Origin of the sequence: uncultured Dechloromonas sp. (assembly GCF_945957265.1) — a bacterium.
In the GTDB taxonomy this organism is placed as follows: domain Bacteria; phylum Pseudomonadota; class Gammaproteobacteria; order Burkholderiales; family Rhodocyclaceae; genus Azonexus.
This window is the reverse complement of record NZ_CAMFKO010000023.1, coordinates 32,704-55,691: the sequence shown is the minus strand read 5'-3', so window position 1 is coordinate 55,691 and position 22,988 is coordinate 32,704. Positions and strand designations below refer to the sequence as shown.

Annotated in this window: 26 protein-coding genes; 15 read left to right on the top strand and 11 right to left on the bottom strand. The window is 60.8% G+C overall.

Annotation, left to right across the window (positions count from 1 at the left end; all coding sequences use genetic code 11):
* Positions 1-3 precede the first annotated feature (3 nt).
* The 3 genes from Q0P59_RS12920 to Q0P59_RS12910 form a co-directional block, all read right to left on the bottom strand.
* Positions 4-1,992, bottom strand: coding sequence for an ATP-binding protein (locus Q0P59_RS12920; protein ID WP_295006870.1), 1,989 nt, complete (start codon positions 1,990-1,992; stop codon positions 4-6).
* 82 nt (positions 1,993-2,074) lie between these two features.
* Entirely contained in the window at positions 2,075-2,920 is an 846-nt protein-coding gene (gene asd / locus Q0P59_RS12915; protein ID WP_295006869.1) for an archaetidylserine decarboxylase, read from the bottom strand.
* Positions 2,921-3,080: 160 nt separating this feature from the next.
* Positions 3,081-3,461, bottom strand: coding sequence for a VOC family protein (locus Q0P59_RS12910; protein WP_295006868.1), 381 nt, complete (start codon positions 3,459-3,461; stop codon positions 3,081-3,083).
* A 153-nt stretch (positions 3,462-3,614) separates the two neighbouring features.
* Between Q0P59_RS12910 and Q0P59_RS12905 the strand changes: the two genes are divergently transcribed.
* Positions 3,615-4,331 carry a YafY family protein gene (locus Q0P59_RS12905; protein ID WP_295006867.1) on the top strand — a complete coding sequence of 239 codons (717 nt, stop codon included), beginning with the start codon at positions 3,615-3,617 and terminating at the stop codon, positions 4,329-4,331.
* Positions 4,332-4,363: 32 nt separating this feature from the next.
* Here Q0P59_RS12905 and rlmF read toward each other — a convergent pair whose 3' ends face one another.
* Together rlmF and Q0P59_RS12895 are read right to left on the bottom strand one after the other, a co-directional pair.
* The gene (gene rlmF / locus Q0P59_RS12900) at positions 4,364-5,302 is read right to left on the bottom strand and encodes a 23S rRNA (adenine(1618)-N(6))-methyltransferase RlmF (RefSeq protein WP_295006866.1); all 939 of its coding nucleotides are present in this window, start codon (positions 5,300-5,302) and stop codon (positions 4,364-4,366) included.
* A 46-nt stretch (positions 5,303-5,348) separates the two neighbouring features.
* Complete coding sequence (locus Q0P59_RS12895; protein WP_295006865.1) at positions 5,349-6,509, bottom strand: NnrS family protein; 1,161 nt, start codon at positions 6,507-6,509, stop codon at positions 5,349-5,351.
* Positions 6,510-6,676: 167 nt separating this feature from the next.
* Between Q0P59_RS12895 and Q0P59_RS12890 the strand changes: the two genes are divergently transcribed.
* From Q0P59_RS12890 to Q0P59_RS12875, 4 genes are all read left to right on the top strand, one after another.
* Entirely contained in the window at positions 6,677-7,933 is a 1,257-nt protein-coding gene (locus tag Q0P59_RS12890) for a nitronate monooxygenase (protein ID WP_295006884.1), read from the top strand.
* A gap of 78 nt (positions 7,934-8,011) precedes the next feature.
* Positions 8,012-9,217: a hypothetical protein gene (locus tag Q0P59_RS12885; protein WP_295006864.1), complete on the top strand. Its 1,206-nt coding sequence runs from the start codon at positions 8,012-8,014 to the stop codon at positions 9,215-9,217.
* Positions 9,218-9,221: 4 nt separating this feature from the next.
* Positions 9,222-9,656, top strand: coding sequence for a hypothetical protein (locus tag Q0P59_RS12880; RefSeq protein ID WP_295006863.1), 435 nt, complete (start codon positions 9,222-9,224; stop codon positions 9,654-9,656).
* 155 nt (positions 9,657-9,811) lie between these two features.
* Complete coding sequence (locus Q0P59_RS12875) at positions 9,812-10,252, top strand: CBS domain-containing protein (RefSeq protein WP_295006862.1); 441 nt, start codon at positions 9,812-9,814, stop codon at positions 10,250-10,252.
* On the opposite strand, the gene Q0P59_RS12870 is transcribed toward Q0P59_RS12875, so the two are convergent.
* The 5 genes from Q0P59_RS12870 to Q0P59_RS12850 all read right to left on the bottom strand — a co-directional run bounded on the left by Q0P59_RS12870 (position 10,249) and on the right by Q0P59_RS12850 (position 15,494).
* Positions 10,249-10,977 (bottom strand): tRNA pseudouridine(65) synthase TruC, encoded by a 729-nt coding sequence (locus Q0P59_RS12870; protein ID WP_295006861.1) that lies wholly within the window; start codon positions 10,975-10,977, stop codon positions 10,249-10,251. The genes Q0P59_RS12875 and Q0P59_RS12870 overlap by 4 nt on opposite strands.
* On the bottom strand, positions 10,970-11,953 hold the full coding sequence (locus tag Q0P59_RS12865; protein ID WP_295006860.1) for an aldolase/citrate lyase family protein: 984 nt from the start codon (positions 11,951-11,953) through the stop codon (positions 10,970-10,972). Before Q0P59_RS12865 ends, Q0P59_RS12870 begins: the two co-directional genes overlap by 8 nt.
* Positions 11,954-12,004: 51 nt before the next feature.
* Entirely contained in the window at positions 12,005-13,897 is a 1,893-nt protein-coding gene (locus tag Q0P59_RS12860) for an EAL domain-containing protein (protein WP_295006859.1), read from the bottom strand.
* 125 nt (positions 13,898-14,022) lie between these two features.
* Positions 14,023-15,009, bottom strand: a complete 987-nt coding sequence (locus tag Q0P59_RS12855; protein ID WP_295006858.1) for a malate dehydrogenase — start codon at positions 15,007-15,009, stop codon at positions 14,023-14,025.
* Positions 15,010-15,137: 128 nt separating this feature from the next.
* A complete protein-coding gene (locus Q0P59_RS12850) occupies positions 15,138-15,494 on the bottom strand; it encodes a hypothetical protein (protein WP_295006857.1) in 357 nt (118 codons plus the stop codon).
* Positions 15,495-15,652: 158 nt separating this feature from the next.
* Here Q0P59_RS12850 and Q0P59_RS12845 point away from each other — a divergent pair, with 158 nt between their 5' ends.
* The 10 genes from Q0P59_RS12845 to Q0P59_RS12800 all read left to right on the top strand — a co-directional run bounded on the left by Q0P59_RS12845 (position 15,653) and on the right by Q0P59_RS12800 (position 22,532).
* Positions 15,653-15,994 carry a hypothetical protein gene (locus Q0P59_RS12845; protein WP_295006856.1) on the top strand — a complete coding sequence of 114 codons (342 nt, stop codon included), beginning with the start codon at positions 15,653-15,655 and terminating at the stop codon, positions 15,992-15,994.
* 78 nt (positions 15,995-16,072) lie between these two features.
* Positions 16,073-16,990, top strand: coding sequence for a hypothetical protein (locus Q0P59_RS12840; RefSeq protein WP_295006855.1), 918 nt, complete (start codon positions 16,073-16,075; stop codon positions 16,988-16,990).
* 96 nt (positions 16,991-17,086) lie between these two features.
* Positions 17,087-17,374 carry a hypothetical protein gene (locus tag Q0P59_RS12835; RefSeq protein WP_295006854.1) on the top strand — a complete coding sequence of 96 codons (288 nt, stop codon included), beginning with the start codon at positions 17,087-17,089 and terminating at the stop codon, positions 17,372-17,374.
* The gene (locus Q0P59_RS12830; protein WP_295006853.1) at positions 17,371-17,520 is read left to right on the top strand and encodes a hypothetical protein; all 150 of its coding nucleotides are present in this window, start codon (positions 17,371-17,373) and stop codon (positions 17,518-17,520) included. The genes Q0P59_RS12835 and Q0P59_RS12830 overlap by 4 nt, the downstream gene beginning before the upstream one ends.
* Positions 17,513-18,085 (top strand): hypothetical protein, encoded by a 573-nt coding sequence (locus Q0P59_RS12825; protein ID WP_295006852.1) that lies wholly within the window; start codon positions 17,513-17,515, stop codon positions 18,083-18,085. Before Q0P59_RS12830 ends, Q0P59_RS12825 begins: the two co-directional genes overlap by 8 nt.
* Positions 18,086-18,152: 67 nt before the next feature.
* The gene (locus Q0P59_RS12820; protein WP_295006851.1) at positions 18,153-18,392 is read left to right on the top strand and encodes a hypothetical protein; all 240 of its coding nucleotides are present in this window, start codon (positions 18,153-18,155) and stop codon (positions 18,390-18,392) included.
* A gap of 156 nt (positions 18,393-18,548) precedes the next feature.
* Complete coding sequence (locus Q0P59_RS12815; RefSeq protein ID WP_295006850.1) at positions 18,549-19,922, top strand: hypothetical protein; 1,374 nt, start codon at positions 18,549-18,551, stop codon at positions 19,920-19,922.
* 1 nt (position 19,923) lies between these two features.
* Positions 19,924-20,220, top strand: coding sequence for a hypothetical protein (locus Q0P59_RS12810; protein ID WP_295006849.1), 297 nt, complete (start codon positions 19,924-19,926; stop codon positions 20,218-20,220).
* A gap of 3 nt (positions 20,221-20,223) precedes the next feature.
* Positions 20,224-21,318 (top strand): zonular occludens toxin domain-containing protein, encoded by a 1,095-nt coding sequence (locus Q0P59_RS12805; RefSeq protein ID WP_295006848.1) that lies wholly within the window; start codon positions 20,224-20,226, stop codon positions 21,316-21,318.
* Positions 21,261-22,532 (top strand): hypothetical protein, encoded by a 1,272-nt coding sequence (locus tag Q0P59_RS12800; RefSeq protein WP_295006847.1) that lies wholly within the window; start codon positions 21,261-21,263, stop codon positions 22,530-22,532. Before Q0P59_RS12805 ends, Q0P59_RS12800 begins: the two co-directional genes overlap by 58 nt.
* Before the next feature lie 138 nt (positions 22,533-22,670).
* Here Q0P59_RS12800 and Q0P59_RS12795 read toward each other — a convergent pair whose 3' ends face one another.
* On the bottom strand, positions 22,671-22,961 hold the full coding sequence (locus Q0P59_RS12795; RefSeq protein WP_295006846.1) for a hypothetical protein: 291 nt from the start codon (positions 22,959-22,961) through the stop codon (positions 22,671-22,673).
* Between the last annotated feature and the right edge of the window lie 27 nt (positions 22,962-22,988).

Below are 22,988 nucleotides of genomic sequence, written 5' to 3'. Positions count from 1 at the left end.
CGATCAAGCCGCGTCGGGCGCTTCCAGCGGGAGCGTCAGGGTAAAGGCGCAGCCCTGGCCGGGCGCGCTTTCGACGCGTATCTTGCCGCCGAGGATGCCGGTCACGATGTTGTAGACGATATTCAACCCGAGGCCGCTCCCGCCTTTGCCGAAGCGGGTCGTGAAGAAGGGGTCGAATACGCGCCCGAGGTTTTCGTCGGGGATGCCGGCGCCGTTGTCGCGGACGACGATCACCGCCTTGTCGCCATCCTGCCTTGCCGACAGGCGTATGTCGCCGCCCGTCTCGCCGTAGCCGTGGATCATGGCGTTTTCGAGCAGGGCGGAAACGGCCTGGTTGAGGCTGCCGGGGTAGGAGTTCATCGGGATGTCGCCGTCGATCTCGGTCGTCACCGTGCAATGACCCCGTTTCAGGCTGGGGTTGAGCATCAGCACGGTGTCGTTCAGCGTCTCCTTGAGCATGAAACCCCGGCGGACGTCGCTGGTCCGGTCGACGGCGGCACGCTTGAAACTGGCGATCAGCTGGGCTGCCTTGTCGAGGTTGCGTTGCAGGATGAGCGTCGCATTGTCGAGCTTGCCCATATGCTCGCGAAGGGTCGTTTTGCGCAGCTGGCCCTGGTCGATTTCCGATTGCAGCGCCGCGGTTTCGTCGCTCAGGCGCGAGGCGACCAGCACGCAGTTGCCGATCGGCGTATTCAGTTCGTGGGCGATGCCGGCGACCAGCGCCCCCAGGGCCGCCAGCTTTTCAGCCTCGACCAGTTCCTGGCGGGTATCGGTCAGGGTCTGGATGGTTTGTCCCAGTTCGCGGTTGGCGTTGGCCAGCGCGACGGTCCGTTCCTCGATCAGGCGCTCCAGGTTGGCGTTCAGGTCGCGTATCTCGGCATCCACGCGTTCCTGTTCGTGGCGCTGCCGTTCCTGTACCGCGAGCATTTCGTTGAAGGCTCGTTCCAGCGTGCCGATCTCGCCCGTCGCCTGCAGCTTGATCGGCGTTTTTTCCACCTGGTTGGTCAGGCGGGCGACGTGTTCGGTGAGGCGCGACAAAGGGGCCAGCGAGCGTTGCGCCATGAGCCAGGCCAGCGCGAGAAGGCCGCATCCGGCAACGGCGGCGAGGAAGAAGACCCGGTCGCGGGTTTCGCGAAACGGCTGCTCGGCTTCGGCGACCGGGAAATTGGCCGCCAGCAGCCAGCCCGTGCTTTTCATGGCGCGTATGCCGACGATCATCTTCGTGCCGGTGCTGTTGAAGGTGACCCCGCTTCCTTCGAAATTTTGCTCGAGCGCCTTGTCGAGAATCCTGTTCTGCCCCGGCTTGGCGGCGATTTTCATGATGCGCGCCGGGTCGGGGTGCATCAGCATGGTCCGCGACCGCGTCAGCATGAAGAAATAGCCGCCTTGCCCGATGCGGACTTCATTCAGCGAAGCCAGGAAGTTGTTGCCGTCGAGGCGCAGGGCGCCGGTGACGAATCCGCGATGTTCGCCGTCGCGGCCAAAAATTGGAATGATCAGGGCGACCGCCGGGCAGCCGTTGCAGGACGGTGAGGGGTAGGGCTCGGAGAAGGTCGGCCGGCGGCTTTCCCGGGCGCGTTGGTCGGCGTCCGGCGCTCCGGTGAGTTTGCCGAGGCGTTTCTGGGCGGCAGCAGGGTCCTTCGTATTGACGCCGATGAGGATGCGATCCTTGTTGGCGATATAGAGGCCCAGGTCGAAAACGCTCAGCCCGGCCGACTGGGTGCCGATATAGGCATGGGCGGCGGCGGGCTTGTCGAAAGCCGCTTCCGGGGCATGGGCGGCAATGGTTTGCAGCATCTGCGTTGCCGCTTCGAAGCGGCGGTCGAGCAGGGTCGCGTGGGTTTCCGTCAGGAGCGCGACATCCTGGCCGATGAGTCGCTGGAATCGCTCCTGCAGGGTATCCAGCACCACGTGCAGGATGGCCGCCAGGGCCAGGAAAAACAGCAGGACTACGCCAATCGAGAAGCGCGTTTTGAGCGACCAGGAATGCATAAATCTCCCCTATTACGAAAGTAGTATAGGGAGAGACTTATTTTTGGCAACTGGAATTTATTTGGTGATTTTCGTCTTTTTGTTAGATGTTGCTGCCCATCGTTTCCCCCATCCTGATCGACCGCGTCGGCGACCAGTCGGGATTGAAGGACAGGCGGTCTTTCGGAAAGAGCATGACGACCGTCGAGCCGAGCAGGAAGCGCCCCATTTCCTCGCCTTTCCGGAGCACGACGTTCTGCTCGTCGTAGCGCCATTCGCGGATCACGCCCGGGCGCGGCGGATTGACCACTCCGTGCCAGACCGTCGCCATGCTGCCGACGATGGTGGCGCCGACCAGGGTCAGCACGAAAGGGCCGCCGGCCGTTTCGAAGACGCAGACCACGCGCTCGTTGCGGGCAAAGAGCCCGGGCACGCCGCGGGCGGTGGTCGGGTTGACCGAAAACAGCGCGCCGGGCACGTAGATCATCCGCGTCAGCTTGCCGTCGCAGGGCATGTGGATGCGGTGATAGTCGCGCGGGCTGAGGTAGAGCGTGGCGAAACTGCCGTTCTCGAAGCGGGCGGCCAGCTCGCGGTCGCCGCCGACCAGCGCGGTGGTCGAGTAGGAATGCCCCTTGGCCTGGAAGATCTGGTCGCGCGCGATGGCGCCGAACTGGCTGATCGCGCCGTCTACCGGGGACAGGAAATCGGCGTCGGCCAGGGGCCGCGCGCCGTCCCGCAACGGCCGGGTGAAAAATTCGTTGAAGCTCTTGTAGCCGGCGATGTCCGGATTGGCCGCCTCGGCCATGTTCACGTCGTAGCGGCCGACGAACCAGCGGATGACCGAGGTCGTCAGCGAGCCGGCTTCGGCCGAGGCCAGTTTGCCGGCCAGAACGGTAAGGGCCTGCTTGGGGATCAGGTATTGGGGAAGGACGGCAAGACGGTCGGACACGGGAGGCACCGGCAACATGAAGGGCGCTCATTATACCGGGTGCCGTCTTTCTCCATTCCGCCGGCCTTTGCGCTGGCCGGTGCGCGCCATCCGGCCGCGCCCAGGCCTTTGGGGCCTGGCGCCTTGCCGGGCGGGTGACGGCAAGGCGCTGTCAGCGCCTTCAGCCGCGGGCGTGCAGGCCGACGCGGTTGCCTTCGCTATCGACGATCAGCGCTATGCTGCCGATGTCCCGGCCCTGCGCGTCCTGCCCCAGGGCCAGGCGCGGCATGGCGACCTGGCCGCCGGCGGCCTGCGTGCGGGCGAGCGCCGCGTCGAGATCGTCCACGCTCAGGTAGATCAGCGTCCCGTTGTCGCGCGGTTCCAGTTGCGGCATGGCGACCAGGGCGCCGCCGGGCATCTCGTCGGCGTAGGCGAAGATGGCCATCGGGTGGTCGCCGCAGGTTTCGCGGCGGAAAGTCGTGCCGAGCACGCGCTGGTAAAAGGCGACGGCGCGGTCGAGGTCGGTGGTGGGCAATTCGAACCAGCAGATCGGGGTGTTCATGGTTTTCTCCTTGAGGTTGGGCGCCGGCTGCTTGCCGGCGTTGAGCGCATCATCCGCGCCCCCTCCTGACAACGTGGTGTCAGGAGACTCCACGGGCCGCGCGAAAGCGCGTGCTATGCTGAAATCCAGCCGCCATTCCCGGAGTTGTCGCCGATGCGCCCAGCCGACCGCCTGTTCCAGATCATCCTCATGCTGCGCCACGGCCGCATCGTCACCGCCCGGGCCTTGGCCGAGGCGCTGGAGGTGTCGGAGCGCACCGTCTACCGCGATATCGCCGACCTCATCCGCGCCGGCGCACCCATCGACGGCGAGGCTGGCGTCGGCTACCGCCTGCGGCGCGGCTACCAGGTGCCGCCGCTGATGTTCACCGCCGACGAACTCGCTGCCCTGGCCATCGGCGCCAAGCTGGTCCGCGCGTGGACCGATCCGGCGCTGGGCAAGGCCGCCGATGCCGCCATGGCACGCATCGAAGCCGTGCTGCCGCGCGATCTGGAAGAGCGCATCGCGGCCAGCAGCCGGCGCTACCTCGCCCCGGACTGCCTGCAGCCCGAGCCGCTGCGCGAACCGATGGCGGCACTGCGCGACGGCATGGAATCCGGACGCAAGGTGCGCGTCGCCTACCGGCGCGGCGACGGCGAACGCTCCGAGCGCATCCTCTGGCCGCTCGGCCTCGTCTTCTGGGGGCGCTGCTGGACGCTCGGCGCCTGGTGCGAGCTCCGCCAGACCTTCCGCACCTTCCGCGTCGACCGCTTTTCAGGCGTCGAGCTGCTCGACGCCCGATTCGACGACCGCTACGGCCACCTGTGGGCCGAATACCTGGCCCGTGCCCGCGAGGAGGGCGAGACCACGGCGCATCCCGGAGCGGGCTAGCATCCGGGGCGGCGCGCCGTTCCGGCGTTTCGCTATGCCGGGTTTTTCGCCCGCTCGCGCGCCCATTTCGAGCGCTCGCCCGCACTCAGGAAGCTCCAGGCGACGATCCGGCTCTGCTTCTGGCCCTGGGCCATGTCGATGATGCGGGTATCCACGACGCGGGCTTTCTTGAGCACGGCCTGAATCGGCGTGAGGTTGTCGGCCTTGGAGAGCAGCGTGGTGAACCACAGCGCGCGCTTGGGAATCTGCTTGCTCTGCTCGATCATGGTCTTGACGAAGCCGCGCTCGCCGCCGTTGCACCACAGTTCGGTGCCGCCGCCGCCGAAATTCAGGCGGGCCTGGGTGGAGCCCTGCCGGGCGCCGGGTTTGCCGAGGTTGTTCCATTTGCGCTGGCTGACCGCCAGCACCTCGTCGGGCGAGGCGTGGAAGGGCGGGTTGCACATCGTGAAGTCGAAGTTCTCGCCGCTGCGCAGCAGGCCGGTGAAAATGTTGTCCCATACCGGCTGGTGGCGGAGTTCGACGTCGGCGGCGATCTCGGGGTTCTTGGCGAGAATGGCGGCGGCGTTGGCCAGCGCCGCCTCGTCGATGTCGGTGCCGAGGAAGGACCAGCCGTAGGCGGCGTGGCCGATCAGCGGGTAGACCAGGTTGGCGCCGGTGCCGATGTCCAGCCCGCGCACCCCGGGGCCGGTGGGGATGGCGTTGCCGTCGGCCAGCAGGTCGGCCAGCGCGTGGATGTAGTCGGCGCGGCCGGGGATCGGCGGGCAAAGGTAGCCAGCCGGGATGTCCCAGCCCTTGACGCCGTAATGGTGCATGAGCAGCGCCCGGTTGAGCGCCTTGACGGCGGCCGGGTTGGCGAAATCGATGCTCGGCGTGCCGGCTGGCGTCGTCTTGATGTGCTTGGCCAGTGCGGCCGAGGTTGCGGTCAGTACGGCCAGGTCGTAACCATCGGCGTTCTCGTTGCGGGGGTGCATGGCGGGTTTCCTTGAAACGGGCCGCCATTGTCCCACGCCGCGGCGATCAATGCTCCCGGCCGTCGATGCGGGCTTGCATCAGGATGGGAATGTAGCGCCAGGCGAGTATGCCGAAACTGGCGAGCCAGCAAGTCGCCGACGCGTGGATGATGCCGATGTAGGCACCGGGCGCGAACTGTGGCACGGCGACGCGGATGACCAGCGCCAGGAGCATGATGTACAGCACGGCGCGGTCCAGTCCGTCGAAGACCACCTTGCGGCCGGTGTGGCCCTTGGAGATGCGGATGATCATGGCCGGGATGACGCAGCCCATGGCGCCGAAGGTGAACAGATGCACCGAGACCGAGCCGATCCACACGAAGTTCATGATATGGCCCAGGGCTTCGAGCAGCAACTGGCCGACGATGGCCAGGTAGCCGACGTACATGATCCCGATGTCGATGCGTTTGAAGGCGAGATGCGGCTTCCAGAAAACGAAGCGGATGGCGAGCAGCGCGGCCAGGGCCAGCGACAGGCCGGCCGTCAGTGGGCGGGGCAGGAAGGGTTCGAGCACCAGCAGCAGGCCGAGCAGCTTGATCGGCATGTCGAGTTTGGGCTGGCGCAGGATCTGGGTCTGGAAAGCCGCCTTCATGAAACCGGTCAGGGTGCGTTCGAGCATGACCAGGAAGGCCATGCGGAACAGCGCGATGGCCATGCCGTAGCCGGCCGGGAAGTCGTTGCCGTAGAGCATCAGGTACTTGGCGACCAGGAAGGCCGGCAGCATGACCATGAAAAAGGCGTTGTCGCGGTAGCTGTCCTGGCTGCGGTAGCGGACCAGCGTCCATACCAGCATGGCGGCGATGCTGCCGAGAAAGGCGTTGTTGGCGAGCATGGCGACCGGCAAGGGCCACTGGCCGCCGAAGCTCATCGCCAGCCGCTCGACGATCCAGGCCGCGGCGAGCAGCATCAGGGCCGGCCCGTGATAGCCGCGGATGTTGACCCAGTTCTTGGTCGAGGTGAGCAGGAAGCCGCCCAGTACGGCCCAGCCGAAACCGAAGAACATCTCGTGGGCGTGCCATTGCACCGAGGTGAAGGGGGCGTTCGGGGCCGGCAGGCTGCCGCTGAACATCAGCGCCCAGGCGATGGGGAGCAGCATGCCGGCAAGGCAGGCCAGCGCGAAGAAGGGACGGAAGCCGACGAGCCACAGCGGATGGGTGCGTGAAAACATGATGAACCGGAAGGGAAAAGTACGATCGAAGTGGCAAGTTTAACGACTGTCGCGAGCTGCAAACTTGATTTATACCGGCCTTGTCACGCATCGTTCCCCACAATGGCGTAAAATCCCATCCTTGGCCGAGGTGAGGGGTTGTTCGGCTGATTTCCATAAGGACAATGATGAAGCGTGTGGATGATTTCCGCTTGCGGCTTGGCAAGCACGAGCTCGTGCCGATCATGATCGGTGGCATGGGAGTTGATATTTCGACGGCCGATCTGGCCCTGGAGGCAGCCCGGCTGGGCGGCGTCGGGCACATTTCGGACGCGATGATCAACACCGTTTCCGATCGCCGCTACGAAACCAAGCACGTCAAGGAAAAGCTCGCGCTCTACAAGTACAACGTCCAGAACGAGGACAAGTCGGCGGTCAAGTTCGACCTCGGCCGCCTCGAGGAAGCCACCCGCCTGCACGTCGAGGCGACCATGAGCCGCAAGCAGGGCAGCGGCCTGGTCTTCATCAACTGCATGGAAAAGCTGACCATGAACGCGCCGAAGGAGACCCTCAAGGTCCGCATGACGGCAGCCATGGATTCCGGCATCGACGGCATCACGCTGGCGGCCGGCCTGCATCTCGGTTCCTTCTCGCTGATCGAGGACCACCCGCGCTTCCGCGACGTGCAGCTGGGCATCATCGTGTCCTCGGTCCGCGCGCTGCAGCTCTTCCTGAAGAAGAGCGCCCGCACCAACCGCCTGCCGGACTACATCGTGGTCGAAGGTCCGCTGGCCGGCGGCCACCTCGGCTTCGGCATGGACTGGGCGCAATACGACCTGGCCACCATCGTCGCCGACGTGCTCAAGTATCTGCGGGACGAAAACCTGAATATCCCGGTCCTTCCCGCCGGCGGCATCTTCACCGGCTCCGACGCCACCGGCTTCCTCGAGATGGGTGCGGCCGGCGTCCAGGTTGCCACGCGCTTCACCGTGACCAGCGAGTGCGGCCTGCCGGACGACGCCAAACAGGAATATTTCAAGGCCGACGAAGACGATATCGAGGTCAACCAGATTTCGCCGACCGGCTATCCGATGCGCATGATCAAGTCCAGCCCGGGCATCGGCGACGGCATCCGCCCGAACTGCGAAGCCTACGGCTACCTGCTCGACGCCAACGGCAAGTGCGCCTACATCACGTCCTACAACCGCGAAGTCGCCGCGCACCCCGAGGCGCGCAAGGTCAAGGTCTGGGACAAGACCTGCCTGTGCACCCACATGCGCAACTTCGAGATCTGGACCTGCGGCCACCTGACCTATCGCCTGAAGGATACGACCCACAAGCTCGAAGACGGCCGCTACCAGGTGCTGTCGGCCGAGCATGTGTTCAAGGACTACCAGTTCAGCACGGATAACAAGATCGCGCTGCCGACAGACCCGCAAGCTTGAGTCTTTGTCGCCTCCCGGTTCCGGTGAGGCGATGGTCGGCAAGTAACTGAGGTCTGGATGGTCATGCGGTTTGCGCGAATGCTGAAGGGGAGAGGATCGGGCGGTACGTTCGGGCGCTGGCTTGCCGCCTGCTGCCTGCTGGCCCTTTCTTCCCTTGCCGTCGCATCCGACGATGCCCAGGCGTTCACCCTGCAGGGCTTCGGAACCGTCGGGATGGCCCGGACGACGAACGACCAGCTCGAGTTCGTCCGCGACCTGTCGCAGCCGGGCGGCATCAGGAAGCACTGGGACGGCCGCAACGACAGCGTGTTCGGCTTGCAGGGCGCCTGGCAGATCGATCCCCGGCTGTCGGCCGTCGTCCAGGCCACCGCCAAATACCGTTACGACCATACGTACAACCCGGAGGTCGCCTGGGCCTATCTCCGTTATGAGCCGACGCCCAGCGCGACGCTGCGCCTGGGGCGCCTGGGAACGGATTTCTTCATGATGGCCGACTCGCGCTGGGTCGGCTATTCCTACCTGACGGTGCGTCCGCCGGGCGATTACTTCTGGTATTTGCCCTTCTACAGCATCAATGGCGGCGACGCGGCCTACGCCTGGTCGCTCGGCGAAAGTCTCGTTCGCGTCAAGGCCTTCTACGGTCTTTCCAACGGCCAGATTCCCCTGGCCGACCGCCAGTGGGACATCAACGGCTCGCCCATGACCGGCGCCTCGGTCGAGTACCAGTACGCCGCCTGGCAGATCCGGGCGAGCTACGCCAACATCACGTTCAAGAATGACCTGCCCATCGGCGATATCCTGCAAACCTATTCGCCCGACCCGGCGGCGTCGTCGCGCTATCTCGCCACCCGCGACCGGCGTTCGGACTACTATTCGCTGGGCGTGGTCTACGATCAGGGGCCGCTGCAGGTGCAACTGATGCTCAACCGCATCGAGCAGGGGAGCAATTCGTTCGAAAGTTCTGAAGGAGGATACGTCCTGGCCGGTTACCGGATTGGCGAGGTCAAGCCCTATCTCGGCTATTCCTGGATTCGCTCGGCGCAGCGCAATACCGCCGGGCGCCAGGTCATCGAGACGAGAATCATGGCCGATGCCCATGTCGACCAGGCCACCCGTATCGTCGGCGTGCGCTGGGACCTGGCGCGCAACATGGCGCTCAAGGCGCAGTGGGATGCCGTGCGCGGCGAGGCCACCTCGATCTTCCCCTATCGCAACGACCCGGCCAATGGCTTGTGGTCGGGGCGCATGGATGTCTATACCGTGACCTTCGACTTCGTCTTCTGAGGCCATGCCGATACGTCGCCTGCTCCTCCTCTGCTCGATGTTCTGGCTGCTGATGCAGTCGGGGGCGGCGCATGCCGAGCTGGTCGTCGTCGTCAATGCGCGCAGCGGCGTCGCCGCGATGTCGCGGAACGAGGTGGTCAACGTTTTCTTCGGGCGTACCCGGCAGTTCTTCAACGGGGTCGAGGCGCAGCCGGTCGACATGGTCGACAGCCATCCGGACCGGGCGCGTTTTTACAGCGCCCTGGTCGGCAAGGACTTGTCCGAGGTCAATGCCTATTGGTCGAGGCAGGTCTTCTCCGGCCGGCAGCAACCGCCAGTCAGGGCGGCCAGCCAGGACGACGTGATGAGGCTGGTGCTTTCGCAGCCCGGCGGTATCGGCTTCATCGAGCTGTCCAAGGCGGATGCCCGGGTGCGTGTCGTGTACGAACTGCCGAAATAGGATAGACATTCATTGAACGTCGAGCTGATCGGCATGGTCATTATCTTCGTGGTCATTGCAATAACTGTCATAAAGTCGATGTAGCCTTTGCAAGCGCCGCGGCATCCTGCATGATAGGAACTGCGGAAACAGCACCGACAACAAAGGAGACAATCATGCAAAGAAGAATGATCAGCGAAATACTCGACGGCCGCAGCCTGGTGACGGCCAGCAAGGACATGACCGTGCGCGCTGCCTGCCGCCAGATGACCGAAAGAAAGATCGGTGCCCTGCTGGTGGTGGATAACGACCGCATTGCGGGGATTTTTACCGAGCGCGACGTGTTGAACAAGATTCTGTCGGCCGGGGCCGACCCGGATGTCACCCGTGTCGATCAGGTCATGGTGCGCGACCCGCAGACCATTGGCGTCGACAAGCCGCTGGCCTACGCCCTGTACATGATGGCCGAAGGCGGTTTCCGGCATGTGCCGGTGGTCGACCGCAATGGCGCGCCGGTCGGCATGGTGTCGGCACGCGATGCGCTGGGGCAGGACATGGTCGATCTGGAGCGCGAGATGAAGCATCTCAACGAGCTCGAGGGCTCCATCGGCTATTAAGCGCCAGGCCAGCCAAAGCGAGCCAGTATCTCGGCAAACTCGCCGGATACTGGCTTTTTCACGTGGAGCCGCTCGCCGCTGAGCGGGTGGTTGAAGGCGAGGCCGACGCAGGCCAGCAGCAGGCGCCGACAGCCCAGCGCATTGGCAAAAAACCGGTTGTGGCGGCCTTTGCCGTAGGTGGCGTCGCCGATGATCGGGTGGGCGAGGTGCTTGAGATGGCGGCGAATCTGGTGGCGGCGGCCGGTCACCGGTTCGAGTTCAAGCAGCGCATAGCGGCTGGTCGGGTAGCGGTCGACGGCAACGGGGAGCTCGACCTCGGCCAGTTTCCGGTAGTGCGTCAGGGCGCTCTGCGCTTCCGTGCTGCACTGTTCGCCCTGGAATTCGTAGGCGTCGCGCTGCCTGGTCAGGGCGTGGTCGATGCTGCCGGCGGATGGCGGATGGCCGCGGACGACAGCCCAATAGCGTTTGTCGACCAGGCCTTGCTCGAATTGCCGGCCGAGCAGGCCGGCCATCTCGACATTCAGGCCGAAGAGCAGGATGCCGGATGTGCCGCGGTCCAGCCGGTGCGCCGGCCAGACGCGCTGGCCAATCTGGTCGCGCAGGATCTGGATCGCAAAGCGCGTCTCGTGGCGATCGATTTCGGAGCGATGGACAAGCAGGTTGGGCGGCTTGTCGATGACGACGATATGCTCGTCGCGAAAAAGAATGGGCAGGGTTTCAGGCAAAGAAACGAGTCTTCGCGTCGCCGGGAATGGCCATGCCCGTCACCTGGGCGCGATCGAGCAATTCCCAGTAATAGCGGTAGGAGGCGCGATCGTGCAGCCGTCCTTCGTGCTGGATTGGTCCCCAGTCCTTGTCCTGCGCGGCGATCAGGATCTCGGCGGCGGCCTGGACCTCGGAGAAGTCGGGGCGCATGGCCTCGACGATCGGCACGATCTGGTTGGGGTGGATGCTCCACATGCGCAGGTAGCCGAACTCGCGGCGGGCGCGCCGCGCATCGTCGCGGATGGTTTCGAGGTCCTTGAGCTCGGTCGTCACGTTGTGCGACGGCACGATGCCGTTGGCCAGCGCGGCGGCCGTGATTTCGCACTTGGCCCGGGCGATCAGCGGGTGGTCGAACTGGCCCGGGCTCTTCATGGCGGCACCGGGGATCGCGCCATGGTGGCCGGAAACGAAGTCCATCAGGCCGAAATCGAGGCTTTCGACGCCGGGCAGGGCGGCGATTTCCCACACTTCGCGCAGGGCGCCGTGCGTCTCGATCAGGACATGAACCGGAATCCGCCGCTCGATGCCGAAGCGTCGTTCGATATCGCGCAGCGCTTCGATCTGTACCTGGACGTCGCCCGCACTGCAGGGCTTGGGCAGGGTGAGGAAGGGCAGGCGGTTGCCGGCGGTGCCGACCAGGATCTCCATGTCCTGCTGCCAGTGGGCATGCGTGACATCGTGCACCCGGGCGCCGACGCGATTGAAGCGATTGTCGCCGCTCATGATCACGGCGGCGGCCATCTCGGCATGCTCGCGCTCGGCACCGGCATGGGCGCCATCTTCGCAATCGCAGGTGATGTCGAAAATCGGACCGAGTTCGTTCTGCAGTTGCAGCGCCTTGCGCATCAGCTTTTCCGAACCGGCGTAGTGGTCGACGGCCGGCAGGATGGGGAAGGGCTTCTCGCCCGCAAAGAGGACGGCTTTAGGGTGGCGCATGGGGAACGGTCGGCGAAAGCGACCATTATAGCGCAGCCGTTTTGGCGGGATTTATCTCTGCAGGATTTCGGCCAGGGCTTGCGGAACAGTGTGCTTCTTCGTCCGTGAACGATAATGCTGGTCGAGGCGTACGAGCAGGTCGGGGATGCATTCCGGGGCGATCGCCTTGGAAAAGTACCAGCCCTGGAAAAGCCTGCAGCCAAGCGAGGTGATCCAGTCGAGGTCTTCCTGTTCCTCGATGCCCTCGCAGATGACGTCGGCGCTGAAAACCTCGCCGATGCCTTTGATGAAGCGCAGGATTCCGCCGACGTAGATGTTGGTCGACGCGCCGTGCACATAGAGCCGATCCGCCTTCAGGCGCTCGAAGCGAAGGTCCCTGAGGGTGCTCAGGTTGGATAGCCCGGTGCCGAAGTCGTCGATGGAGACCTTGAATCCCATGTCGTGCATCTCGAGGTTCCGTTGGCGGACCAGGTCGGGGTCTTCGCAGAAGCCGCTTTCCGTGATTTCCAGCTCGATCAGCTCGGTCGGTATGCGATGCATCTGCAGGGTGTTGTGCAGCGTTTGCAGCAGGTCCGGCGTGCCCACCGTGATGCGCGACAGGTTGATCGAGACGGGAACGACGCTCAGGCCCTCGTCAAGCCAGTAGCGCAGGTCGCGGCAGACCTGGTCGAGGACCAGGAAGTCGATCTCGGTAATCAGGCCGCTCTGTTCGGCCGGCCGGATGAAGCGGTCGGGGCCGATCAGGCCTTCCTTTTTGCTGCGCAGGCGGGCCAGCGCTTCGAAGCCGATCAGCTTCCCCGACGCGGTATCCACTTGCGGCTGGTAATACGGCACGAAGCGGCGTTCCTTCAGGTTTTCGGGCAGCGATTTGAGAAATTCGACATTGTGGACGTTCTGGACGATGCGATTGTCGAAGAAGGTCAGGACCGTGGCCGGGGGCGTCTCCTTGGCCCGGCTGGCGGCAGCGGCGGCCTGGTCGAGCAGCGACGAGGCATTCAGGCCGGACTCCGGAAAGCGGGAAACGCCGACCGAGGTGGCGATGTGCAGCAGGTTGCCGCGCACCTCGATCGGCTGCGAGAGCAGGGAAACCAGTTTCTCGAGCAGGTTTTCCGAGGATTGCGGGCCACGGAACAGCGCGAAGGCGATATCGTCGTTTTCGAGGTGGGCGAGCAGGTCGTGGGTGTCCACCCAGTCGCCGAGTCGGGTGGTCAGTCCGCGCATCAACTCCTGGCCGGTGTCGGAGCCGTAGGCGGTGTTGATCAGGTGCAGGTTGTGAATCTTGATGCAGCCGACGACGCAGGGTTCCTTGCGTCCCTGGCTCAGGCACACGTTGTCGGCGTTGTGCCGGGCGCAGTTGGCCAGGCGGCAGGTCTGGCTGCCGCGTTGCTGGTTGAGGGCGCATTGGAGGTTGCTGACGAAGGCGCCGCGATTGGGCAGGTGGGTTCCGGCGTTCTGGTAGCGCATCTCGAGCAGGCGAACGACCTGTCCGGCCAGGGCGCGCATGGCGTTGCGCTGCTTTTCGTCAAGTTGCCTGGGTTGCCTGTCCATGACCCACAAGGTGCCCAGGTTGTAGCCGCGGTGGCCGATCAGGTTGGCCGCCGCGTAAAAGCGGATGTGCGGATCGGAGGCGACCAGCGGGTTGTTGAGGAAGCGGCCATCCTTCTGTGTGTCGGGCACGATGAACATGTCTTCGCTGGACTCGACCGAGTAGGTACAGAATGCGCCTTCGCGTTCCAGGCAGGACAGTTCGACGCCGACCCGCCCTTTCAGCCATACGCCGTTGTCGTCCACCAGGCTGACGCCGCCGAGCGGCATGGAGGTGAACATCATCGCGATCCGGGCGATGTCGCAGAAGGCTTCCTCCTTCTCCTCGTACACCACCCCATAGCGCGAGAGTTCGCGGATGCGCAACATTTCGTCTGTGGAAAATTGGATGTCGCCCATGACCTTCTCTCGGTTTGAGTTGGATATATTAATATTGTTGTATTGATCGTATTTGTCAATATTTCATTGTGAACAAAAAAACCGCAGCACAAGCTGCGGTTTTTGGCAGAGCTGAAGAACAGTTCTTAGAGCATGTCCTTGACGGCTTCGGCTTCGTCGGTCAGTTCCTTGAGGGTGATGTTGATCTTCTCGCGGCTGTACTCGTCGATTTCCAGGCCTTGGATGATCTTGAAGGAACCGCCCTTGCATTCGCACGGGAAGCCGAACACGATGCCGGCCGGGATGCCGTAGGAGCCGTCGGACGGAACGCCCATGGTGACCCAGTCGCCGGAGCCGAGAACCCAGTCGCGGACGTGGTCGATGGCGGCGTTGGCAGCGGAGGCGGCGGAGGACAGGCCGCGGGCTTCGATGATGGCGGCGCCGCGCTTGCCGACAGTCGGCAGGAAGACGTCGTTGTTCCAGGCGTGGTCGTTGACCAGGGCCTTGACGTTGTCGCCGTTGGATTCGCAGTTGCGGTAGTCGGCGTACATCGTCGGCGAGTGGTTGCCCCAGACGACCAGCTTCTTGAAGGAAGAAACGGCGCGGCCAGTCTTCTCGGCCAGCTGCGACAGGGCGCGGTTGTGGTCGAGGCGGAGCATGCCGTGGTAGTTGTTCGGGTTGGTGCGGCCAACCTTCTTGGCGGCGGCGGCGGCGATGTAGGCGTTGGTGTTGCACGGGTTGCCGACGACCAGAACCTTGACGTCTTCCTTGGCGTTCTCGGCAATGGCCTTGCCCTGGACGGTGAAGATGGCGCCGTTGGCGGTCAGCAGGTCGGCACGTTCCATGCCCTTGGTACGCGGACGGGCGCCAACCAGCAAGCAGACGTCGGCGTCCTTGAAGGCGACGTTCGGGTCATCGGTGGCAACCATGCCGGCCAGCAGCGGGAAGGCGCAGTCGTCCAATTCCATCATGACGCCCTTGACGGCTTGCTGGGCCTGCGGCAGGTCGAGCAACTGGAGGATGACCGGCTGGTCTTTGCCGAGCATTTCGCCGGAGGCAATGCGGAACAGCAGGCTATAACCGATCTGGCCGGCGGCGCCGGTAACAGCAACGCGCATGGGGGCTTTGGACATAAATCGCTCCTGTATTGAAACAGCGTGGTTGAAATTTTGCGGGTTTCGTGTGCGCCCAGCTTTGTTTTTACCTTGCGTGGTCAGCTGGAACAACAGACTGTCGATGTTAGAAGTTCATCGTTTTCCTGTCAATTCATCATCTGTCTTATATAAGAGCTAGCTCCTAGGGCTTTTCCCAGTTCGCGGTTCTCCTGAAAGTCCTTTGACTCCATTTCGTTGTGTACACCTTCCCAGAAATCGTAGTCGTCTTCGTTATTCGACGTTGCCATTTCAGCGCAAACAATTACGTTGAAACGGTCGGCGGATACGAGGTCTGCGAGTCGTACGGCTGCCATCATGGGCATGTGTTCCTTGCCTTTTTTGATTCGGCTCATTCGCGGCTGGCTAAGTCCGATTTGGTTGCCAACGGCAGTAAGGCTGCCTAGCAAATCGATTGCGCGGTCGATGTAGACATTCAGTTGTTCAGTTGCGTTTGCTATTGACATGCTATTTTCCTCATGTGAGAATTTGATCATGAGCAAAAGCTCATAACTTAGGCCGCGAAGCCACACAATGATTTTCAGCCGAATTGGCAAATTTGTAAACCAGCGGGGCCGGTGGCCCCGTGCAGATTGTTGTTACGTAACCGAAAAGGGAAACCGAAATGAAAACTCTCGTCCAAATCCTCCGCGCTGAAGGCAAGGCATACAAAGACCCGAAGTCGGGGCGTATCTCCAAGCGTTGCGTTTGTCAGTGCGTCGTTCATCAGACGCAAGAAGATGGCGAAATCAAACTTGATGTGGGCGTCCTCGTTGTCCCGGAAGCCCTTTGTCCCGTCAAGCCGGTCAATTCGGATATGGATTCTCTGCCCGATGTCCCGGCTGGTGATTACCTCGCGGAATACGGCCTCGCCATTCATTGGCAGACCAAAGAACTCGGTGGTCAATTGAAGTCCCTGACCCGTCGCGACGCGAAACCCCAAGCTCAGGCCGCAGCAAAAGCCTAACCCTGAAAAGCCGAAAGCCCCGCAAATTGGACGTTTGCGAGGCTTTCTAACCCGCCCCATATCGCTCATGGAACAGGCATGGACTACATCGTACCCGAAGAATCAGAAAAAAACTACTACCTCAATTTACGCGAATTTGCAAGTGGCGAATTTGAGGCGATTTTGAAAGCGGCCAAACCGATGAAAATCGAAATGATCAATGCATCAATGACAGGAACGGACTACGCGTCTGCCTGCCGGGAACAGGGCGAAACCTCGCGCTCTGGGCGTGATGCCGCTTTCAAAGTCCGAATCAAGGAAGAAGCATCCGAATTTGACCGCCAGTCCAATCTAAACCGGGCTGTGCGTCGGTCGAAACAAAACATCCGCTGGCTCTGTAAAGCCATGGAAGCGGACCGGCTATTTACCCTGACCTACCGTGAAAACCAGACTGACCGGGAGCAAGCTAGGGCGGACTTCACACGATTTCTGCGCTTGGTTCGCTCAGGCTGGCGCGGTCAGGAAGGGGTTCCCGGCTGGCAATACGTCGCCGTCCTCGAAAAACAAGAGCGTGGCGCATACCACATCCATTGCGCCGTCAAAGGCTTCCAGCGCATCAAATATCTTCGCATGTGCTGGTACAAAGCGCTCGGCGCTGCAGTTGATGCCGCTGGCGAAGAAACCCCCGGCGCGGTCAATGTGACCAATCCGGACAAGGCTCGCTGGGGCCATACCGGTCGCCAATGGAAGGTCAACAAGCTGGCCGGCTACCTGACCAAATACCTGTCAAAGACCTTTGACGATACCAACACGGAAAAGCGGCGCTATTGGCACTGCAAACAGCTCGTCCAGCCCGCAAAACAACGCTTCTGGGTCTGTGGCGACAACATGGCTCAAGCCATTAAATCCACGGTCGAGCTACTCGATTTCCATATCGGCCTCGGTAACTCCTGGAATCACTGGGTCAGCACGCAAAACGATGCGTACTGGATAGCCGGTGCGGTGGGGGTGCAGTGATGTCCGCTTTGCCTCCTGAGCTTGAACCAATTTTTTTCTTGTTCTTCTTCATTTGTTTTTGTGCGATTTGTTTTTTTATCAAACAGGAATGTTTCGATGAAACGTAACGCTGCCATCGATGCCACGCTTCCGCTTCCCGGCATTACTCGCCCGGTCGGCCGTCCTCGCAAAGCCAATGCAATGACGAATGCCCAGCGTCAAGCCATCTACCGCAAACGGCATAAATCCGTCGATGTCGGCGAATCCATGACCGCGACCATTAAGCGCTTCGCCAAGCATTTCGACCTGACTGAAGACCAGATCACGCGGGAACTAATCCGATTTGCGTTATGTAACAAAAACTGGATGCAGACCGGATTTCCGTTACGGAGTAACGAAAAATGAGCCATATCGACATGCTCTTCTTGCCTCCTTTTCTTCTCGGTTTGCTGGTCGGTATTTTGATTGTCGTTATCACGCTGTTCTATAACGCGTGGGCTACGGATCGCTATGTAAATAGCTCTAAATTCTGGACGGATGGCAATGTTTAAGCGCCTCGTCCTTCTCTGCCTGCTCCTGTCCGTCAAGTCCTATGCAGGCACGATCACGCTAGATACTGGTTGGACTCAGACTGTCTCCGATTTCAGCTGTCAGACGGTGATTTCTGCCTTTTTAGTTCAAGCGGCATCCACGTCGGGTGACTGTCAATATCAGGCCGTCGGCCCCGGCACTGTGCTCACGTTTCGCAATAGTGGTGGCGGTAGAACCTATGTCTCTACGGTTGCCAGCGTTACTGGCTGGTCTGTCCCTCCGTCGTCGTCGGTTAATTACCAGCCTCAAATTGACGCCTTGGTTTCCAGAATCACCGCCCTTGAATCGGCAGTAACGGCCATCAACGCCAAGCTCGCCGCCGCACCTGTGGCCGGTCATACCCTGACCGATACCGAATACGCGCAATTCGCAAGCGTCATGACCTCGGCCAACACGCCATACGACTACAACCACGGTGGTCTTCTGTTCGCCGCCGTACTGGGGCCAACGCTCGGTCTCTATTTCCTCGTTAGGGGCTTGATGGAATTTTTCGCACTGTCGCGACTATCGCGGCGTGTTGTCTGAATTCGGGAGGGGTTCCCGTGTAACCGCACCCGGCGGCATTTTCCGGGGTTTTCTGGAGTAAAAAAGCATGTTCAAAAATCGTTACAACGCTATGAAGTCGATGATCGCCGCTGGCGCTATCACCCTGTCCGCTGGCGTCGCCAATGCCGCCGCTGTCGATTACACCGCCTTCACCGGCGCGCTGGATTACGGCTCCCTCGGTACCGCCCTTGCCGCTGGCATCGTCGCGCTGATCGGCATTTCCCTGCTGATCGGTGGTGGTCTGGCCTTCTGGGCGCTGTCGAAGAAGGGCAAGAACGTTGCCTAATCGCAACGCGCTTTGAAGTACGAAGGGTCGGCGCGTCCGGCCCTTTTTTCTGCTGGGGGTAGCAATGACACTTAACAACTATCTGGACATTTTCTTCATGGCGTGGGGGCTGGTCATGGCCGGCGTGATTATCCAAGCCTTCAGAGCGGGGGGCTGGTGATGCAAACCAAAAGGCTCCGTGCGCTTGTGCTGTCGCTCTGGTTCGCGCTGTCGGTGGTTGTGCCTGTCAAGCGTGCAAATGCTGCATTTCCGCTCGTCGCGCTGGCTGTCGCTGCATATAACAGTGCCGGTGCTTTAGTTACGGCTGATCTACTCGCCGCTGGTGGAACTGCGATGATCGGCGGAACTATCGCCGCGCTCGCTATCACGCCAAACAACGCTGAAGCGCCTATGCGTGTTCCGCTGCTGTCGGATAAACCGACTATTGACGCGGTGATGCCGCCGCCTGCAAACCCTGGAACGGTTCCGTCCTCAACGTCTTATACCTACTGCGGAGGCAATCCGGTTTCTGTTTGTTTTCAGAATGACCTTGAGTCGTGCAATCGAAATGGCGCGTCGGGTTCGCCGCAATATAACTGTACTGGTTCAGTGAGCTGCTCCGGCGGTGGTGCTAACTGTACCGGGTCCATCAATATGGCAGGTGGTTTCACCTATAGCTATACAGTCGGTTATTCCGGTACGCCTACGCAAACGTGCCCAGCTGGATCGGTGTCGAGTGGTTCGCAGTGTGTTGTCACAAATCCGCGTGAAGCTGTGCCAGATAACAAAAAGGATATACAGCGTTCGGCGGGTGGTTTTACTGCGGCTGGTGATGCTGATCCGTTGCCCTCTTATGCTCAGGTGCAGAACGGTGTTGTTTATGCTTCTGGCAAAAACTCTTCCGGCAACCCGGTAATGATTGAATATTCGGTCAGTGCTGACGGTTCAAAAACGTATGTACGTCACTACGTGCAGAGCGAAGATTCCGCGCAATCAACTGTTAAGGCTCAAACCCTTGTCGTTGACAATGCGACCGGTACGATTCAGAGCGCGTCTGCTGCGACTACGGCTGGCGCTGTAACTCCGGCAACTGGCGCCGGTTCGATTCCCTCGGTCGCTACGGGTGCGGCCGTTACGGCTGGTGCAGGATCACAGCCGATAGTTTTCCCGACTGACTACGCCCGTGCGGGCGAGGCCGCTTTAGCCGCTTCCTCGATCACTGCCAAGCTCGATACGGTCAAAACTTCGGTCGAATCTCTCAAAGAAGCCCCGGCGGTAGAAAACCCCGACATAGGCATACCAACCCTGTCCGGCGCTCAGGACACCTTCTACGGCAACGATAACAAGATCATCGGCCTTCTCGGCTGGCATGTCCCCGGCTTTACCGGAATCTGCCCAACGGCCGATATAAATTTTGACTGGAAAGAATTCAGCTATCACGGGCGATTCGAATCTCACTGTGCCTACGCCGATCAATTCAGAGCAACTGCCGCCACGATCTTTGATGCCCTGTGGGTGATCGTCGCCTTCTTCATTGTGCTGGGGGCATAACATGCATACCGTCATTCTTGCGGCCCTTCGTTCATTCTTCGGCTGGTTGCTCGGTCAAGCGGTTTTGAAGGGGCTGATCCTCACGGCATTGACCCTGCTGATAACGTTCCTGGGCGAGTGGCTCTGGTCCCTGCTGCCGTCCTTCATGTCGAGCCAAGCCCTCACTAATGCGCTGTCAGTCCTCCCGGGCGGCGTCTGGTGGGTACTGGACTATGCCCGAATCCCTTACGGTCTGCCGCTCGTCCTCACGGCCTCGGTCGTCGTCTTCCTGATCCGTCGTATCCCGGTCATTGGATAAGCCATGCCCATTAACGCATTCGGCGGCGGTCCCGGCTCCGGTAAAACCTACGGCGTCATGGAACACGTCATTCTTCCGGCTGTCGCCAAAGGTCGGTTCATCCTGACCAACATCGAAGGTCTAAAGCCCGACGAAATCTATGAATACGTTGCCAGCAAAGCGCCGGCCGGCAAGATCATCTGTATTGGCCATATCCGGACTTGTTCACGAAATGCTCCGGAGCAAGATGGATTTTTCCCCGGCGAAGAAGCGCTAGATGTAGCCCAGCCGGTTCCCCAGTGCGAGCAGCAAACCGTCAATGGCGGTGATCTTGTCGTGATCGATGAGGCAACACGTTATTGGCAAGTCGGAACTCGTGTAAAACCGCGCCACTACTACTTCTTCCGCGAACATCGTCACTTCTCAAATGAGTGCGGCGATACCTGTGACCTCGTGGTGATCGACCCCGATCTAACCGAACTGGCGAAGTCCCTGCGCGGCAAGATCGAAATGAGCAGCGTCACGCGCAAGCTCAAGGAAATCGGCGTCAATCGGTACATGGTCGACGTGTACAGCAAATGCCGTCTGCGCAAGCCGATTCAGAACCTCGGGCCGTACAGCTATAAACCCGAGATATACAACCTCTATAAATCCTATTCGCACGAAAAGGCTAAAGAGCAACAAGTCGACGGCCGTCAGAACATGCTCAAGGGCGCATTCTGGCGTTACGGAATGCCTCTTGCGCTGATTGCCTGCGTCGGCGGTTTTTACGCGAGCTGGTCGTTCTTAAGCTCGATGGGCGAGAAGAAAAAAACGTCTGAAACCGCAGAATCAAAAGCCTCGAATGCCACGCCATTAGCGGATTCCGGCCAACTGCCCGCTGACCAAAAACCGAAGGCTACACCGCCTGAAATTTCTGAAAAATGGCGCGCAGCTGGATACGTCCAGAAGGGCGGCGATGTGTATTTTTATCTCGATGACGGTGAGAGGCGGCGGGTGCTCGATAACCCGCTGACCTTCAAATTGTCCCGTCGATCCTATGAATTGAAAGTTGGTGAGCAATGGGTAACCGAATTTTCCGGATCGTCTGCGCGTTCCTCCTCTCCGCTTCCGCGCTAGCAGAGCCGGTTGCTGTCCAGTTTGACCAAATCCCGGTCAAAGATTTTGCCAAGGTCGTCTACGGCGACATTTTAAAAACCGGCTACGTCGTGCATGAGTCGGTCGATTCCGCAAAAATCTCCGTCTATTTTCCGAAATCGGAACCGAAACAAATCGAACGCTTGGCCGTCGATGCGCTCAAGGCGTCTGGTCTGGCTGCAGAGTCGGTCGGCGGTGTCGTGGTGATCAATAAGCCCAAAGCGCCGGAATCGGAAGTGATCATCTATCGCCCTAAATTCCGTTCGGTTAGCTACCTCTCGGAGCTACTCGTAGCCGCATTTCCCGGCATCCAGATCGGTGGTCGTCGCCAAATGTCCAATGTCCCTATGAACCAATACGGCTATGCCGCACAGGGGCAGGGCTACGCGAATCAGCCTGGTCAAATGATGCAAGGTGCAATGCCGATTACTGGTGAGCAGGGCGTTTCCGGATTGTTTGACCGTGTATCGGCTGACGTACTGGTTGCCCGTGTCGAACCCGAAAAGGCAAAGGCGCTTCGCTCCCTGATCGATCAGCTAGATATCGAACAAAGTGAGGTTGTCATTCGTGCCGTTGCTTATGAAGTCCAGAAAGGCCAACGTGAAGGCTCGGCGCTCGATCTGGTCTGGGGGCTGCTGAAATCGAAAATCGGAATCGATCTCAGGGGCAAGCTGGCCGGTTCAGATAGCACTGTCAGTATCAAGATAGGCGGTATTGATGCCGTATTGAATGCCCTTGATACCGATACCCGCTTCAAATCCTTGTCTCGTCCCGCCGTCAGAGTCAAAAGCGGCTCCATGGCCCGCTTCGCGGTCGGTGCCGATGTCCCGGTGTTGGGTGGTGTCGTTACCCAAAACAATGGCGGCGCTGCCGTCCAGTCCGTCGAATACCGCTCAAGCGGCGTTCTTCTCGATGTCACGCCACAAGTGCGACAGGGCCGCGTTGACGTCAAGCTCAAACAAGAATACTCAACCTTCGTTCAGACCATCACGGGCGTGCAGAACAGCCCGACCCTGAACAAGCGCAGTGCCGAAACCGAACTGTCCGTTGAACCCGGCGAAGTCGTATTTATCGGTGGCCTGGAATCCGAAGAAAACACCGATTCCAGCCAAGCCTTTTACGGCCTGCCCTTCGGCAAAAGCAAAGAGCGCCGCCAGAACGAAACCGTTCTCATGCTGGAAGTGCAGCGAATCTAAAAGTGATACACGATCGGATCTAAGGTTTGTATCGCTTTTAAATCACGTTCCAAGGGCTAGCCCTTGGCCCTGCCGGGTAGGCGAATTTGGACGTAAAAAAAGCCGGGAAACCCCCGGCTTTGTCGTTTTCGCGGTCTGTTAGATTGGAAGCCGTGTAATCAGTGCGGCAATGGTGCCCACGGTCACTAGAGCGGTCCCTACAAGCCATTTCACGAGGTTGGCTTCGGTTCGGGCAATTTCGGCGGTCAGTGATCCTTTGGCTTTCTCCAAGTCGGCGCGGACCTGTTCTACGTCGCCGCGGGTAGCTAGTTGTTGAGCATGCAGTGCATAGCGTTGGTCGATAGCTTTGTTGATCGACTCAACGGCGCTTTTGGCCTTCTCGGCGGAAACGCCTGCCGATTGAAGTGCGTCGTAAATTTCAAGTTCCATGGTCAATGCTCCTTTTGTTTGATTGTA